Source organism: Corynebacterium sp. HMSC05D03 (assembly GCF_001807205.1).
GTDB classification, from domain to species: Bacteria; Actinomycetota; Actinomycetes; order Mycobacteriales; family Mycobacteriaceae; genus Corynebacterium; species Corynebacterium aurimucosum.
Genome location: NZ_KV788173.1, coordinates 178,114 through 193,236 on the forward strand (window position 1 = coordinate 178,114; position 15,123 = coordinate 193,236).

Below are 15,123 nucleotides of genomic sequence, written 5' to 3' on the forward strand. Positions count from 1 at the left end.
GGGAAGGGGAGAACTACATGCCGTACTTGAGGTAGTTCAGTGCCGGGCCAACCAGACCACCGGCGATGGTGATGATGGTGGCGACGATACCGATGCCGGCCAGGGCCTGTGCCCACTTCGGCTCACCGGAGATAGAAGACTTCTGGCCGAAGATGTTCTGGGCGTTAGCTTCCTTGTCGGCCTCGAGCGCCTTGCCCAGTGCGGAGGAGCCGCCAGCCTTCTGGTTGCCCTGCTGCTCACCAGCAGATGCGGAAGAGTTGGAAGTGGAATCGTTGCTGCTGCCCTCTGCAGCGGAAGCAACGGTGGTGCCGCCGAATGCAACAGCGAGAGCGGTAGCACCGGCAATGGTGGCCTTGCGAATGCGCATAGTGTGAATCCTTTTAAACCTCGTAGGAACTGGAGTAACTATAGGGTGCCCCAAGTCACTTGAGCGATTCTAGCGTAAACATTGACAGGATTCACTGGAACGGCACCACTCTTAGATGTTTACTTGAGGCCGCCAAATCCCCCTGTCGGGCACACCACTGTAGCAATTCACTCAGCAATTATTAAGAGAGTTAGAGTATCTCCACAGTTCATCGGTGCCTAGGCATGCAAAAGCGCCCACCCCCACGATGCGAGGATGGGCGCTAATGAAGTGCGCTGAGTCAGTCAGCGTACCCGCAACTTAATTAGCGGCGGAAAATCGGGTCCAGCACGTGTGCCGGAACGATGTTGTTGTACACAGCGAAGTTGTAGGCAGCGAACAGGGCGCCTGCAATTGCGGTGCCGAGGGCAGCGTAGGTGCCGCCACGCCAGATCTCAGCCCACTGCGGGTTATCCTCGGCGCGCTTCTTGCCGAAGAGGTCCTCGCCGGTGACCTTCCTGTCCTTCTCGGTAGCGGTGCCCCACTTGGAGGACAGGGTCTCGTCGGAGTCGTCTTCCTTGACCTTGTCGTATGCGGAGGACAGGTTGGAAGAGGAGGTGTTCTCGGTCTCGTTGTCCTCTGCAGCGAAGGCAACGGAGGTGCCGGCGAAAGCAACGGAAGCGGCGGTTGCAGCGGCAACGGCAGCGGTGCGGAAGTTACGCATGAAATTTAAACCTTTCGGAAAAAGTGTGTAAGGGAGACGTCTTAGAAGGACGGGCCGTGGACGAAGAAGTTGTACACAACGCCGATGAAGCCAGCTACGGAAGCGATGGCGCTAGCGATGCCCAGGCCGTAGAAAGCCTTGGCCCAAGCCGGCTGGTCGCCGAGAGTGGTGCACTCTTCCTCGGTCTCGTCAGCATCGCAGTTCTCGTGCTTGGAGGAGCCGAAGATGGCGCGGCCGTCAGCCGCAGTGCCCTTGTTGTCGTTCTCATTAACGTAGAACCAGTCACCAATCTTGGAGGACAGGGAAGCCTCGGAGTTGGTGTTGTCCTCAGCGGAGGAGGAGCCGTTGTCGGTGGAAGCGGAAGAGTTGGTGTTCTCCTGAGCGGAGCCGTTGGCGTCCTCAGCGAAAGCGACGGTGGAGCCGCCGAAAGCAACAGCGAGAGCAGTAGCGCCGGCGATGGCTGCATTGCGGATACGCATATCAAAAGTCCTTAGAGTCGTACGTGCAAAGCCTCCAGAGTAGGAGGCTTTGATTTACAGGGATAGGGATTATTTTGGTATCCCCAAAACACACTGAGCCGGTAGAGAGTATCGGCTCGTTCCGGTGTCTGTAATTAACCTAGCCAACGGTCAGGCAAAATGCACGTCAGTTTGAGTCTTCTTTTAAGCCCTCACGGCTATCACCCCCAAAATGGGTGAAATTCTGAAAGGGTGCTGACAGATGTTGTTGGTGTTAAAAAGTGCTTGTAGTGCGGTTCAGGGCTTTTGGTGAAATTAGTTTAATCGCAATGTGAAAAAGATCACTCAATCCGATGTAACTTTCACTCCTGCCACTCTAGTCCCAAAACTGCGTTTTCCACTACTTCTGGCAGTGCCGGGTGGATCCAGTATTGCGAGCGAGCGAACTCGCGTATATCAAGGTCGTAGACCATGGCAGTGATCAACTGCTGTATAAGAGTGGACGCTTGTGGGCCCATGATGTGGGCGCCGAGGAGCTTGCCGGTGGCACGATCGGCCACGAGCTTGCAGATGCCTGTTGAGTCTTCCATAGCCCATCCATAGGCAACGTCGCCAAAGTTCTGCACCTTCACCGTGACGTCATAGCCCTCTTCGCGGGCTTGTGCCTCAGTAAGTCCCACCGTCGCAATTTGCGGGTGGGTGAAAATGGCAGCGGGGATGTGCTCGTGCGGCATGGGACGGAGGTCTTCAGGATGCAACAGATTGTGCTGTACCGCTCGTTGCTCCGCATTGGCTACGTGCTTGAGCATGTAAGGAGAGGAGACATCGCCGAGCGCCCACACGCCCTCGCAGGTCGTGCGACCAAACTCGTCGACCTTGATGCGCCCGTCCTCGTGCATTTCAATACCGCTGGTAGAAAGATCCATCTGATCGCCGTTGGGCTGGCGGCCGGTGGCCACGAGGATGGCTTCCGCCTCCACGACATCACCGTTATCCAAGGTGAGGCGTACACCGTCTGCGGTTTCCTCTAGTGCTGTGGCGGTGCCAATGCGTACGTCGAAACGTTCGCGTGCGATGTCGTTGAACCGGGAGCTTAAGTCTTCGTCAAGGAACCGGAGGAACTTCTCCGAGCGGTTGACCACGGTCACTTCCGTCCCCAGGCCGTCGAAGACGTGGGCAAATTCCATGGCGATGTAGCCGCCACCGACCACGATGAGGCTACGCGGCTGCTTCTCAAGCCGCATGATGTCCTCGTTGGTGTGGACCGGCACGGAAGAGCTGGCATAGGGTTCGGGCAGTACAGGGCGTGAGCCGGTAGCAATAACAATATTGTCACCGGTGATGATGTCATCGCCCGCTTGCAGGGTTTTCGGTCCGATGAACCGAGCATGTTGATCAAAGACTGTAATATTGGGCGTTTCCTCGCCACGGCGGTACTCTTCGCCGCCGCGGGCGATCTGATCGATGCGGTTGTGGAATACGCGCTCGACAATGCCGTCCCAATCCACAGCATCCACGTGGGCGCTGAGCCCAAGACGGGTTGCCTCGCGCGCGGCGAGTGCCACGTCGGCAGCGTAGACGTACATCTTCGTTGGGATGCAGCCCACGTTGAGACAGGTTCCGCCGAAGGTTCCCTTTTCGATGACGGCGATGGATTTATCGTCGAACTCAGGGGAGGGGATTGAATTTCCCGACCCAGTGCCGATGATGACGAGGTCAAAGTGCTGTGCGGAAGTCATGCCGACCATTCTAGAGGCTGCCTAGCCGCAACCCGTGCAGGCCGAAAAGCGCGAGGCGGGCGAGTCTAATCCGTCTCAAGAGGGGCCACGGCGCGCAACCATTCCGCGGCGGTGGAGAATGCTTCCTGCAGCGGCTCGGGGCGGGAAAGAAAGAGATCGTGGCGCCCATTATTTACAACGTGGAGCGTGTAACGGGCGCTGAGCTCCTTGGCCCATCGCTGGCTCTGGCGCACATCGACGACAACATCGGCGGTGTTAGAGGATTCGCTATAAGGCTGATTGAGCTCGGAACGCCCTGAAGTCATGGTCAGCAGAGGGAGTCCCATGTTGATGCGGCCGGAATGGATCGCGTCGAAGCCATGGAAGACCGCTGCTACCCAGCCCAGGTATTTCGGGTGCCCGCCCAGTGGCTTGAGGCGACGGTCGAAATCCCAGTCGCCCTGCTCCTCGGCATGGATAGATTCCCCGTAGGCAGTGAGATCGCCTCCGGGAATCGGGAATTTTGGGGCGATGGCAGCGCCGGCATAGATGACGTGCTTGAGCACCTCATAAGTCTTATCCGCCATTCCCATCATGGCCAACCAGGGGCTGTTGAAGACGACACCGGAGATGCGGGTGAAGCGTTCGCGGTCCTGGCGGCGAAGGCGATCAAGCCAGAGTGCGATGATGGTGCCGGCGGTGGAGTGGCCCATGATGACGACACGCTCGTTCGGAAGTGCATCGAGAGCCGCGTTGAGGTCGGCATCGTAATACTTCATATCGCTGATGTAATGCCAGGTTTGGCCGTCCCTCCGGGAGCGCCCGCACTTGCGCAAGTCGAGAGCATAAAAGGCATAGCCGAGCTCATAGAAATAGCGCGCTACGTGATCGTGGAAGAAGTAATCCGTCATGCCATGGACCCACACCAAGGCGGGGCGGTCATCGTGGGCATCCGTGTCGGGACAGTAGCGCACGAGCGTCGCGCACACATCGCCCTCGCCATCAGGGTCGGCGCCGAGTTCAAGGGTGGCGGCTTGGAAATCGGGCCCGAGGAGATCTGTTGACCATTCGAGTTCGTCATATGTCATGGAGCTCATGATAGGCCGTACAGCCAGGTGCGTCCGTCGGGGCGGAGCGCTAGCCACAGTTGTCCTGCACCACAAAAGGGGTAGTGGTTTCATATTCGGGCATTTATTTTCCCAGGAATGCCTATTTCTCATTTAGGGGCGTAAAGTGGAATTAATGCTTGACGGACCTCTCGTAGGGGAGGTCTGTATGCCGGTTTGCTTCCTAGCATCGTCGAGCGCTTTCTCACCGCGCCCTGTGTACCCACATGCGCAGGGCACTTGACCACAACGAATACATCGACTCAAAGAGGTAATAAGTACAGTGTCCTCCGATAAGAAGACAGCACAAGTAGTAGACGAGGTTGAGGTCGCACTCATTGGTGCAGGTATTATGAGCGCCACCCTCGGCGCCATGCTGCGTGAGCTCGAGCCCAGCTGGACGCAGATGGTCTTCGAGCGTTTGGACGGCCCTGCGCTTGAGTCCTCTTCCCCGTGGAACAATGCCGGTACCGGCCACTCCGCGCTGTGCGAGCTGAACTACACCCCAGAAAAGAACGGCCGCATTGATGTTTCCAAGGCTATGAATATCAATGAGAAGTTCCAGGTTTCTCGCCAGTTCTGGTCCCACCAGCTCAACAACGGCATCCTGACGGACCCGAAGGCCTTCATCAACCCGGTTCCGCATGTGTCCTTTGCACAGGGCTCCATCCAGGTGGATTACCTGAAGCGCCGCTTCGACGCGCTGAAGGATAACCACATGTTCCCGAACATGCAGTTCAGCGACGATGACGCCACCTTCCAGGAGAAGCTGCCCCTGATGTCCCAGGGCCGTGACTTCAACTCCCAGAAGGTTGCCATCTCGTGGACCGATGCGGGCACCGACGTCAACTTTGGCGCCCTGGCTAAGCAGTTCTTCACTGCGGCTAAGGCTGCCGGCACCGAGATCCGTTATGGCCACGAGGTCGTTGATATTAAGCGTGATGGTTCCAAGTGGCGCGTGGTGGCAAAGAACCTCCACACCGGTGACTACCAGGCTGTCCACGCCAAGTTTGTTTTCGTTGGTGCCGGCGGTTACGCACTCGACCTGTTGCGCAAGGCTGGTGTCCGTGAGGTTTCTGGTTTCGCCGGTTTCCCGGTCTCGGGCCTGTGGCTGCGCTCCAAGAACCCGGAGCTGGTCAAGCAGCACCACGCCAAGGTTTATGGCAAGGCTGCTGTGGGTGCTCCGCCGATGTCCGTGCCGCACCTGGACACCCGTGTCATCGACGGTGAAGAAGGCCTGCTGTTTGGCCCTTACGGCGGCTGGTCCCCGAAGTTCCTGAAGAAGGGCTCCTACCTGGACCTGTTCAAGTCCATCCGTCCGGACAACATCACCTCTTACCTGGGCGTGGCAGCACAGGAGTTTGGTCTGACCAAGTACCTGGTCACTGAGGTCCTCAAGGACTTCGACAAGCGCGTTGAAACCCTGAAGGAATACGTCCCGAGCGCGGATCCGGCTGATTGGGAGACTGTTATCGCCGGCCAGCGTGTCCAGGTGATTAAGCCAGCGGGTGCACCGCAGTTCGGCTCCTTGGAGTTCGGCACCACCCTCATCAACAACCCAGAAGGCAACATCGCTGGTCTGCTTGGCGCTTCCCCGGGCGCTTCCATCACCCCAGCCATCATGATTGAGCTACTGGAGCGCTGCTTCGGTGAGAACATGATTCAGTGGGGCGACAAGATCCAGGAGATGATTCCTTCCTACGGAACCAAGCTGTCCAAGGACAAGAAGCTCTACAACGAGATGTGGGAGTACACGCAGAAGACTCTGCAGCTGGAGACCAAGTAATCTCGCTCTTCGCCTCGTCAGCGATTCCCTCGCAGGTAATTCTCAGTAATTGGCAGGAAGCGTTCAGTGCACCGGAACGCTTCACCAAGGACAGCGCCCCATAATGATGGTGTGCGTTTGAGAGAGCGCATGCGAGAGAGATAGAGAGAACCCCAGCCACGCGGGGCGGTCGGCCTGAGAAACCGACCGGGAGCGTGGCAATGAAAGATAGAGACACACCGCCGCCCCGAGACTCCATTTCCTTTCCTACGGAGACCTCGGGGCGGTGGTGTGTTTGCTTCTGTGTGCGCTCGTGGTTCTTAGGTTCCGCAGTAGGTGAGATAGCCTTCGGTACCGCCGGGCTGCTCATACTCCGGCGCAGCATCAAAAGGATGCGTGGTGGCGTGCAGAAGACGGGCGAACTCTTCGGCATCGCCCAGAGCGCTTTCGACCAGCCGCGGCCGGGGAATCACACGCGGCACGGTTCGCTCGAGCAGCACAACGTCGGGGCTACTTGCGCAGTAGGCATCAACGAAACTTCTATCCTTGAGGAGTTCATAGGCCGCCGCAGGCTCGCCCGCCGCGGCACTGACAAGGCTGCGGTTGGCTTGTGTGAGGTCCGGGGCGGCCTGCACGAGGGCAGCGTTGTAATCCTGGAAAAGCTCTTCGGGCAGCTGCAAGTGCTGCAGGGCTTCGACTCGCCGTGCTTTCTCGAAGCGGTCCGCAAAGGTATCGATGGCCTCTTGAGCCCAGGTGAGGGCGGTGTCAGGGGAGTCGTCGATAAGCGGAAGCAGTGACTCCACCAATCGCGCAAGGTTCCAGCCCAACATGTCGGGCTGGCGCCCAAAGCGGTAGCGTCCCTGCGTATCGATAGAGCTAAACCAGGTGTTGGGGTCATAGCTTTCCATGAACGCGCAGGGGCCATAGTCAATGGTTTCGCCCGATAACGTGGTGTTATCAGTGTTCATTACGCCGTGAATGAAGCCCAGCTGCATCCACCCGGCGACCGTCGCGGCTTGTGCCTCCATGACGTGCGTGAACAGCTCCCGGAAGTCGGCGCCGGGGTAGTGGCGTTCACTGGTGTAGGCGGCAAGGCGCTGCAGTAGCCCAGGCACCTGCGAGTGCGCGGCGAAGTGGAAGGAACCAACACGAATGTGGCTCGCGGCCACCCGCACGAGAACCCCTGCCTCTTCCGCCATCTGGCGCTGGATGGGGCGACCGGTGGCGAGCACCGCCAGCGACCGAGTGGTGGGCACACCTAGGGCATGCATCGACTCGGAGAAGAGATACTCACGCAGCATTGAGCGCAGCGTGCCGCGCCCATCAGAGCCATAACGCGAGTAGGGAGTCAGCCCCGTGCCCTTGGCATGCAGATCCCACAGGCCCGTGGGGTTGTGAGCGGCGGTGGGGCCAGTGACTTCGCCCAAGAGGAGGGCGCGGCCGTCACCCATTGCCGGGTTATACTGCCCGAACTGAAAGCCCGCGTAGGCCATCGCGTGCGGAGTGACTGCTCCACGGCCAAGGAGGAACTCTATTCCGTCCTCGCTGCGCAGCCAGTCTGGGTCGAGGCCGAGCTCGGCGGCTAGGTGCTCATTGAGCGCCACGATTCGTGGAGCTGGCTGTTCTTCCCCGCGGCTTGCCGTGACCATCTGTGGCAGGCGTTGGGCAAAATCATTGTGCAGCTCAAAAGGCAGGGGCTGTTTAGTCATCGCGGGACCCCAGGGTTCCGCGCACGCGAATGTGGACGTTGCCGCCTACCCAGAGCTCGTCCCCGTCATCGTCGATAAAGACGCGGCCATCGCGTCCTATTTGGCTGCCTTGTGCCGCGGTATAGCGGGCAGGAACGGCGCCCTTGGCGCGGAGGAACTGGGCGGCTCCGCCATTGAAGGAACCGGTGACGGGGTCCTCGAATTGCCCGGTGATAGCGCGAACCTCGTAGGCCGGCTCCGTATCCCCGGTGAGGCCGACCACGCCGACCTTGACGCCGGGGGTGGGCGTGGGGCGAAGCTTCCGGACGGTTTCAGCAGATTCGAGCTGGACCAAGCGCCAGCCAGGCCCGTTGTCCACCCAGCCGGAGTCAACGATGCTCTCTTCATCGATTCCGAGTACGGCGGCTGCTTCGGAGCGCTCAGCCTCACTGAGCTCCCCGTGGCGCAGTAAGGGCGGGGTAGCGAAGGCGAAACGGCCCTCGTCCTGGCGCACGGCGACTAATCCGACACCGCATTCCTGAATCAGGGTCCCGCTCTTTCCTAATAGCTCCGCCGCGACGCGCGCACTGCCCAGCGTGGGGTGACCGGCGAAGGGGAACTCTTCGTGCGGGGTGAAGATTCGTATGCGGTAGTCCGCGCCAGGATCAGTAGGTGAGCACAGGAAGGTCGTCTCAGAGAAATTGGTCCAGTGTGCGATACGCTGCATTTCTTCGGTGCTCAAACCATCGGCATCCGCAACCACGGCGAGGGGATTACCGGTAAACGGCCCAGTGGCGAAGACATCTACTTCAAAGAATCGGTGCTGCATGAGGCCTAAGTCTAGTCGCACCGGCGGGTGGGGAGGTCTACGCTGGGCAGCATGAGCGAAGCACTTTTTAGCCGCGTCGAACCTATCCAGACCATGGCGGATGGGACCGTCAAACAGGTTAACCCTTTCTCCGGAACAGAGGTGTGGACCGTGCCAGGACGCGGCAACCGCCCGCTTGCGCATGCGGCAAAGGAACCGCATCCGCTGGGCCCTGATGCCTTGACGCACAGCTGTGCTTTTTGCTCCGGGCGCATGCTGGACACCCCGCCGGAAAAGTCCCGCATCTTGGCTTCGGGGGAGATTCAGCGCGGCCTTTTTCCCCACGAGCTGGATAACTCCCAGCCGCTGTTTCGCCGCGTTCCGAACCTTTTTGAAATCGTGTCTTATGACTATTGGCACGAGAACTATGGCTTCACCATGGATCCAGACCTGGCTCAGCACAAGGAGAAGTACGAAGGCGACGAGGCTGGGCGCCTGCACGTACTTAACGTGGTGCGCACCAAGCTCAAGGCAGCGGGCAAGGATACCGCGCTGGACGACGATTCTCTGCTCGCCCTCGCCGATGGTTTCTTCGGCGGCGGACATGATGTCATTATCTCCTCACGGCACTTCGTGGATGGGGCCGTCGATGATAGTCAGCTAGCCTCCTCCGGCACGCTGAGCCCCGATGAGCACTTCCTGCTGACAACGTTCACTGCGGAATCGACGCGCGAGCTCTACCAGCGCAACCGCTATGCCTCCTATGTCGCTGTATTTCAGAACTGGCTGGCACCGGCGGGCGCGTCCTTCGATCACTTGCATAAGCAGCTCGTCGCGATTGACGCCCTGGGCATGGCCGCTCACCAGGAAAATGCGATTCTGCGTGCGCACCCCAACATGTACAACGACTGGGCTGTGGGCTATGCGGCAAAGCGCAACCTCGTCATCGCAGAAAATGATTATGCGGTGCTCTTCGCCGGATTTGGCCACCGCTATCCCACACTGGAGATCTTCTCCAAGTCACCGCGCTGTGAACCGTGGGAACAGAACCCGGAGGAAGTACGTGGAATGTCGGATCTGATTCACGCGGCCCACGCCGCGGTGGGGCCGGACGTGGCCTGCAATGAAGAGTGGCACCACCGTCCGCCCAGCGTGGACCTGCCTCAGCCGTGGCGCGTCATGCTCAAGCTCAGGGTATCGACCTTGGCTGGCTTTGAGGGCGGCACGAAGGTCTACATCAACACCATTGATCCGTGGGGTTTGCGTGATCGCGTCGTGGACGCCATGTTCCGCCTTCGCGAGCGCGGAAAGATTGCTTCCGGCATCTCTATCGCCACTGAGTGCGAGCTCAAGCGCAATAGTTTGCGCTATAACCCATTGGTTTGAATGGCCCCGCTTCGCCTGAGCCAGATAAATAGATAAATAGATAAATCGGCGGGCGTAGATAAATTGATAAATAGATAAATCAGACCACGAGCACCAGCTCGCTGCCGCGCAGTTCGGTGCTCATGCCCGACTCTTGGGCTACGCGGGCGGCATCCTCGAGGGTGGAGACGCTCTCGCCCTTGAGAGCGAGTACGCGAGCGAGCTCCCCCTTGTAGTGCTTGTTGAAGTGAGAGACCACCTTGCGGGAGCCATCCTCTTGCACTGACTCCACGCGCACGGTGGCGGCGTCCTTGAGCTTGCCCAGCTGCTGATAGGTGCCCGAGCGCATGTCGATGAGGAACTCGCCAGCGTCGACAAGCGCGCGTAGCTCATCCGTGATCGCCGTACCCCACTGAGACTTCAGCGTCCGCCCGCCCAGTTTCGTACTACCGGAGAGCCGGTAGTGCGGGATGAGGTCATCGGCGCGCAGCAACCCGAAGAGCGCATCGCCCACGGCTAGGTACTTCCGTGCTTCTGGAGGGAGGGTGGGGGCGTCGAGGGCGTCGTAGAGCACGCCGGTGAAACGCTCCAGCGCGGGCATGGTGGGGGAGGAAGCCAACTCGCGGTTGGACTCGGCTTCCCCACGCAACTTCTCAGAGAGCTTGAGCACCTCCAGCGCTTCATCGACGTCGAGGGACGACAACTCTGCAGCGATTTCTCGGCGGATCGGGTTCAGCGCGGGAAAGGAAAGCTCGTCCCAGTTCAGGGCCGCGCCGCTGCCGCCGTGTGCTTTGGTCTCAGAAGGAGGGAGGATGATCAGCATGGCTACATGCTAGCGATGTAGACTGAGCAACCATGATTACACGTCTTTCTGAGCTTTTCCTCCGCACTCTTCGTGAGGATCCGGCTGATGCCGAAGTCCCCAGCCACAAGCTTCTCGTCCGCGCAGGTTATGTGCGCCGCGTTGCGCCGGGTGTGTACACCTGGTTGCCATTGGGACTGCGCGCCATGCGCAAGATCGAAGACGTTATCCGCCAGGAGATGAACGCCATCGGTGGCCAGGAGATGCTCTTCCCGGCGCTGCTGCCGCGCGAGCCTTATGAGGAGTCGAACCGCTGGACGGAATACGGCGATAATCTGTTCCGTCTGAAGGACCGCAAGGGTGCGGACATGTTGCTGGGCCCGACCCACGAGGAGATGTTCACCACTGCGGTGAAGGATATGTACTCCTCGTACAAGGATTTCCCGGTCACGCTGTACCAGATCCAGACGAAGTACCGCGATGAGGAGCGCCCGCGTGCGGGCGTGCTGCGCGGCCGCGAGTTCACCATGAAGGATTCCTATTCCTTCGACATGACGGATGAGGGGCTCGATGAGTCCTATGCCCGCCACCGCAAGGCCTACCAGAACATCTTTGACCGCCTAGAGATCGATTACGCGATTTGCAAGGCCACTTCTGGTGCGATGGGCGGTTCGGCCTCTGAGGAATTCCTTGCCGTGTCTGAGGTAGGCGAAGATACCTTCGTGCGCGCCACCGAGGGCGATTACGCTGCCAACGTGGAGGCCGTGGTCACTCAGGCTCCGGAGGAAATCCCCTTCGACGGCCTGCCGGAGGCACAGGAGCATGAGACTCCGAAATCCGAGACCATTGAGTCTCTGGTGGAGTGGGCTAAGGGTGCCGGCATTACTGTCGACGGCCGCGAAGTCACCGCCGCGGACACCCTCAAGTGCATGATGATCAAGGTGGCCGCCCCCGCAGCCACGGAAGAAGAGAAGGAATGGGAGCTGGCCGCCGTCCTCATTCCGGGCGACCGCGAGCTGGATGAAAAGCGCCTCGAGGCCTCGCTGGAGCCGGCCGAGTTTGAGCTCGCCGGTGAGGGGGATTTCAAGAAGAACTCCTTCCTGGTCAAGGGCTATGTCGGGCCGCGTGTCCTGAATGCCCACGACGTGAAGATTTATGCTGACCCGCGCGTGGTTTCTGGTACCTCCTGGATTACCGGTGCGGATGCCCCGCAGCGTCACGTCATCGGACTGGTGGCCGGCCGTGACTTCACTGTGGATGAGTTCATCGAGGCCGCCGAGGTCAAGGAAGGGGACCCGGCACCGAATGGTCAGGGCACTCTGACTCTGGAGCGCGGCATTGAGCTTGGCCACATTTTCCAGCTGGGCCGCAAGTACACCGAGGCTTTCGACGTACAGATTCTCGATGAGAACGGCAAGCGCGCCGTGCCGACCATGGGTTCCTACGGCATTGGTGTTACGCGCATGCTCGCCGTGCTGGCAGAGCAGCGCCACGATGAGAAGGGCCTCAACTGGCCGGTGGCCGTGGCCCCGTACCAGGTGCACGTGGCCGTAGCGAACAAGGACGCCGCTGCCCTGGAGGCAGGTCAGAAGCTGGTGGAGGATCTGGATCGCGCAGGCATCGAGGTGCTTTACGACGACCGCCCCAAGGTCTCCCCGGGCGTGAAGTTCAAGGATGCTGAGCTTCTGGGTATGCCGTTCATCGCCATCCTGGGTCGCGCTTTCGCTGATGGCATCATTGAGCTGCGCATCCGCGGCGGCGAGACTCGTGAAGTTCCCGCCGATCAGATCGTGGAGACCCTCACGGAACTTATCCGCGGCTAGGCAGCATGAAAGCGGTGCGATTGCGCCGCAACCGTGATAAGCCAGTGCTGCCACGGGGTTGCCGGTGCCGCCGTGATGGCCGCATTGGTCCACTTCAGCGTGTCGTTGTGTGCGACCTCGTCGATGAATGCGCGCGCTGAGTCGGCGTCCTTTGGCAGGCTACCTGCCGGTGAATCGTATGCGGGCGCGGGCTGCGGCACGGGACCGAGCTTTTCCAGTTGCAGCTGAAGTTGCAGGATTCTGTCCTCGTGAATGCGCAGAAGCTCATCGACATGATCTTCTTGGTCGGGGGACACATAGGAGCGCGCGAAATCGAGGGCATAGACCTGCTGATATTCCCATTTTAGGAGCTCGACTCCGAGTTCACGGTCCTGTTCTGTGAGTTCGGGAGCGTCTGCCAGCTCCTCGTTCTTCCACGCGTTAAGCGCAATGGCTTGTGTCAGAACAAGGGCGCGGGATTCTTCAGGAACGTTGCTGATGTTCTCTTCGGAGAATGAGGAGGCGGCGTCAAACACGGCGGAGACGTCCGCGGAATCCTGCGGGGCAACGTCACGGTCGACCGCACAGGAGCGTGGAGTCTCTCCTTCCTCATCGCGTCCGCATAGTCGCTCGATTTCTTCATAGAGCTGCTCAGCTTGCTCTGCGCGCAAGGCAGCGGCATCCGCATCAAGTTCTTCCAAGGCGAGAGCATCCGCACTGGCGGTGTGAGCAAGCGAGGTGAGGGAGGGGTCCGCGTGGGGGCCAAAATAATCCACGATCGCGTCGGTGGCTTGGCAGCCGCCCATCCAGGGGGCAGCGCACACAAGCAGGGTGGGGATAACTACTCGGCGGTTCACGCGATAGACCCTACCCGGGTGACCTAGTCTAGAGCGCATGGCATTCCCAACACCCGCGCAACTAACCGAAATTCTGCAGCCTGTCGCCGCCGCACGCGGCCTCGACATCGAAGACGTGAAGACCACGCGAGCTGGTAAGAAGTCTCAGGTCATCATTCGCATCGATGGCGATGAGCGCCCGAGCTCCGATCTCATAGAAGAACTATCGCAGGAGATTTCCGAGCTTTTCGATGCCCAAGAGGAAGCGGGCACCCTCAACTTTGGCGCGGGCTACACCTTGGAGGTGTCGACGCCAGGTGTGGACTTCCCGCTGAGCGCCCCGCGCCATTGGCGCCGCAACCAAGGAAGGCTGGTCGGATATGCGCTTGTCGAGGAACCTGGAACCACTCGCGTCGCGCGCATCGGCGCCCTGTCTGAGGACGAAGAATCCGTGGCGCTTATCACGACGGTGAAGAAGGAGGTGCGTTACCAGATCGAGCGATTGGAAAACTTGAGCCGTGCAGTGGTAGAAATTGAATTTGCTCAGCCTTCAGCCATGGAGCTGGAGGCGGCTATGCAGACGTTCGACTTCGCCGAGCAGAACTCGGCAACCCGAGAGGACTAACAAGTGAATATTGACCTAGAGGCACTCCGCACGATTCAGCGCGAGCGCGGCGTACCTGTGAAGGACCTGCTCGAAGCTATCGCGGGTGCCCTTTTGTATTCCTACCTGGACCACCGTGCAGAATCCGCTGAGACAAAGGCGGAAGGTACGAAGTCGCGCGTAGACATCGACGCCGACAGCGGCGCCGTCACTGTCATTGTGACCGAAAGTGATCCGGAGACCGGAGAGGTCATCAGCGAATACGACGACACCCCGGACAACTTTGGGCGCATCGGCGCGCAGGCGGTCCGCGATGCCATTCTGCGCAAGTTGCGCGAGAACGAGGCTGAGCGAACCTATGATTCCTATTCTGAGCTGACCGGAACGGTAGTGTCGGGTGTCGTCCAGCGCGATATCCACGCCAACAAGCGCGGCGTCGTTGTGGTGCAGTTGGGCACCGAACACGATTCCCAGGATGCTTTCCTGTTGCCTGCTGAGCAGCTGCCAGGGGAGAAGCTCGAGCACGGTGACCGCGTCAAGGCCTATGTCGTGGGCGTGAACCGCAACGGCGCTAAGGTGCAGATCACGCTGTCGCGTACTCACCCCGAGCTGGTTCGCGGTCTCTTTGAGCTGGAGGTCCCGGAGGTTGCCGACGGTGCGGTCGAGATTATCGCCATTGCCCGCGAGGCTGGCCACCGCTCCAAGATCTCCGTTCGCGGCCACGCCAAGGGCCTCAACGCCAAGGGGGCGTGTATCGGCCCGAAGGGCTCTCGCGTCAGCAACGTTATGCGTGAACTCGGGGGTGAGAAGATTGACATCATCGACTTCAACGAAGACCCAGCCGTTTACGTGGGCAATGCTCTCGCCCCGTCGAAGGTCGTGCGCGTAGAAATCCTCGACGAGGAAGCGCAGGTGGCCAAGGTAACCGTGCCGGATTACCAGCTTTCGCTCGCTATCGGCAAGGAAGGCCAGAACGCACGCCTCGCAGCACGCCTGACCGGATGGAAGATTGATATTCACTCCGACGCCGCTCGGGACTAGCTTTCCGAGCAGCCTGCGGTGGAATTAAAGGTTTGGCCTATTTTCGCGTAGACTAGACAA

14 protein-coding genes are annotated in these 15,123 nt (G+C 59.9%); 5 read left to right on the forward strand and 9 right to left on the reverse strand.

Annotated elements, in window-relative coordinates:
* Window positions 1–13: 13 nt before the first annotated feature.
* From HMPREF3147_RS05585 to HMPREF3147_RS05605, 5 genes are all read right to left on the reverse strand, one after another.
* On the reverse strand, window positions 14–367 hold the full coding sequence (locus HMPREF3147_RS05585; RefSeq protein WP_070445616.1) for a hypothetical protein: 354 nt from the start codon (window positions 365–367) through the stop codon (window positions 14–16).
* A 304-nt stretch (window positions 368–671) separates the two neighbouring features.
* Complete coding sequence (locus tag HMPREF3147_RS05590; protein ID WP_070445619.1) at window positions 672–1,070, reverse strand: hypothetical protein; 399 nt, start codon at window positions 1,068–1,070, stop codon at window positions 672–674.
* 41 nt (window positions 1,071–1,111) lie between these two features.
* Window positions 1,112–1,549, reverse strand: a complete 438-nt coding sequence (locus tag HMPREF3147_RS05595) for a hypothetical protein (RefSeq protein WP_070445621.1) — start codon at window positions 1,547–1,549, stop codon at window positions 1,112–1,114.
* A gap of 341 nt (window positions 1,550–1,890) precedes the next feature.
* Window positions 1,891–3,276: a mycothione reductase gene (mtr, locus tag HMPREF3147_RS05600; RefSeq protein WP_070445623.1), complete on the reverse strand. Its 1,386-nt coding sequence runs from the start codon at window positions 3,274–3,276 to the stop codon at window positions 1,891–1,893.
* 56 nt (window positions 3,277–3,332) lie between these two features.
* The gene (locus HMPREF3147_RS05605) at window positions 3,333–4,334 is read right to left on the reverse strand and encodes an alpha/beta hydrolase (RefSeq protein ID WP_070445624.1); all 1,002 of its coding nucleotides are present in this window, start codon (window positions 4,332–4,334) and stop codon (window positions 3,333–3,335) included.
* Window positions 4,335–4,635: 301 nt separating this feature from the next.
* Here HMPREF3147_RS05605 and mqo point away from each other — a divergent pair, with 301 nt between their 5' ends.
* Window positions 4,636–6,138 carry a malate dehydrogenase (quinone) gene (gene mqo / locus HMPREF3147_RS05610; protein WP_070445626.1) on the forward strand — a complete coding sequence of 501 codons (1,503 nt, stop codon included), beginning with the start codon at window positions 4,636–4,638 and terminating at the stop codon, window positions 6,136–6,138.
* A 299-nt stretch (window positions 6,139–6,437) separates the two neighbouring features.
* On the opposite strand, the gene HMPREF3147_RS05615 is transcribed toward mqo, so the two are convergent.
* Both HMPREF3147_RS05615 and HMPREF3147_RS05620 read right to left on the reverse strand, forming a co-directional pair.
* The gene (locus HMPREF3147_RS05615; RefSeq protein WP_070445629.1) at window positions 6,438–7,826 is read right to left on the reverse strand and encodes a protein adenylyltransferase SelO family protein; all 1,389 of its coding nucleotides are present in this window, start codon (window positions 7,824–7,826) and stop codon (window positions 6,438–6,440) included.
* On the reverse strand, window positions 7,819–8,634 hold the full coding sequence (locus HMPREF3147_RS05620; protein ID WP_070445631.1) for a PhzF family phenazine biosynthesis protein: 816 nt from the start codon (window positions 8,632–8,634) through the stop codon (window positions 7,819–7,821). Before HMPREF3147_RS05620 ends, HMPREF3147_RS05615 begins: the two co-directional genes overlap by 8 nt.
* 51 nt (window positions 8,635–8,685) lie before the next feature.
* On the opposite strand from HMPREF3147_RS05620, the gene HMPREF3147_RS05625 reads away from it, so the two are divergent.
* Window positions 8,686–9,999: a DUF4921 family protein gene (locus HMPREF3147_RS05625; protein WP_210384570.1), complete on the forward strand. Its 1,314-nt coding sequence runs from the start codon at window positions 8,686–8,688 to the stop codon at window positions 9,997–9,999.
* 79 nt (window positions 10,000–10,078) lie between these two features.
* On the opposite strand, the gene yaaA is transcribed toward HMPREF3147_RS05625, so the two are convergent.
* Window positions 10,079–10,801, reverse strand: a complete 723-nt coding sequence (gene yaaA / locus HMPREF3147_RS05630; RefSeq protein ID WP_070445634.1) for a peroxide stress protein YaaA — start codon at window positions 10,799–10,801, stop codon at window positions 10,079–10,081.
* A 32-nt stretch (window positions 10,802–10,833) separates the two neighbouring features.
* Between yaaA and HMPREF3147_RS05635 the strand changes: the two genes are divergently transcribed.
* On the forward strand, window positions 10,834–12,603 hold the full coding sequence (locus HMPREF3147_RS05635) for a proline--tRNA ligase (RefSeq protein ID WP_070445637.1): 1,770 nt from the start codon (window positions 10,834–10,836) through the stop codon (window positions 12,601–12,603).
* Here HMPREF3147_RS05635 and HMPREF3147_RS05640 read toward each other — a convergent pair.
* Complete coding sequence (locus tag HMPREF3147_RS05640) at window positions 12,600–13,439, reverse strand: hypothetical protein (protein ID WP_070445643.1); 840 nt, start codon at window positions 13,437–13,439, stop codon at window positions 12,600–12,602. The two genes, HMPREF3147_RS05635 and HMPREF3147_RS05640, sit on opposite strands and share 4 nt — an antisense overlap.
* A gap of 37 nt (window positions 13,440–13,476) precedes the next feature.
* On the opposite strand from HMPREF3147_RS05640, the gene rimP reads away from it, so the two are divergent.
* Together rimP and nusA are read left to right on the forward strand one after the other, a co-directional pair.
* Complete coding sequence (rimP, locus tag HMPREF3147_RS05645; protein ID WP_070445646.1) at window positions 13,477–14,043, forward strand: ribosome maturation factor RimP; 567 nt, start codon at window positions 13,477–13,479, stop codon at window positions 14,041–14,043.
* A 3-nt stretch (window positions 14,044–14,046) separates the two neighbouring features.
* Window positions 14,047–15,063 carry a transcription termination factor NusA gene (gene nusA, locus HMPREF3147_RS05650; RefSeq protein ID WP_070445649.1) on the forward strand — a complete coding sequence of 339 codons (1,017 nt, stop codon included), beginning with the start codon at window positions 14,047–14,049 and terminating at the stop codon, window positions 15,061–15,063.
* Window positions 15,064–15,123: the final 60 nt, after the last annotated feature.

Bases quoted from the DNA above. Each gene is read 5' to 3' on its own strand.
- rimP (WP_070445646.1), top strand. From the start codon at position 13,477: ATGGCATTCCCAACACCCGCGCAACTAACCGAAATTCTGCAGCCTGTC.
- yaaA (WP_070445634.1), bottom strand. From the start codon at position 10,801: ATGCTGATCATCCTCCCTCCTTCTGAGACCAAAGCACACGGCGGCAGC.
- HMPREF3147_RS05595 (WP_070445621.1), bottom strand. From the start codon at position 1,549: ATGCGTATCCGCAATGCAGCCATCGCCGGCGCTACTGCTCTCGCTGTT.
- HMPREF3147_RS05635 (WP_070445637.1), top strand. From the start codon at position 10,834: ATGATTACACGTCTTTCTGAGCTTTTCCTCCGCACTCTTCGTGAGGAT.
- HMPREF3147_RS05625 (WP_210384570.1), top strand. From the start codon at position 8,686: ATGAGCGAAGCACTTTTTAGCCGCGTCGAACCTATCCAGACCATGGCG.
- HMPREF3147_RS05585 (WP_070445616.1), bottom strand. From the start codon at position 367: ATGCGCATTCGCAAGGCCACCATTGCCGGTGCTACCGCTCTCGCTGTT.
- mtr (WP_070445623.1), bottom strand. From the start codon at position 3,276: ATGGTCGGCATGACTTCCGCACAGCACTTTGACCTCGTCATCATCGGC.
- HMPREF3147_RS05615 (WP_070445629.1), bottom strand. From the start codon at position 7,826: ATGACTAAACAGCCCCTGCCTTTTGAGCTGCACAATGATTTTGCCCAA.
- HMPREF3147_RS05620 (WP_070445631.1), bottom strand. From the start codon at position 8,634: ATGCAGCACCGATTCTTTGAAGTAGATGTCTTCGCCACTGGGCCGTTT.
- HMPREF3147_RS05590 (WP_070445619.1), bottom strand. From the start codon at position 1,070: ATGCGTAACTTCCGCACCGCTGCCGTTGCCGCTGCAACCGCCGCTTCC.
- HMPREF3147_RS05605 (WP_070445624.1), bottom strand. From the start codon at position 4,334: ATGACATATGACGAACTCGAATGGTCAACAGATCTCCTCGGGCCCGAT.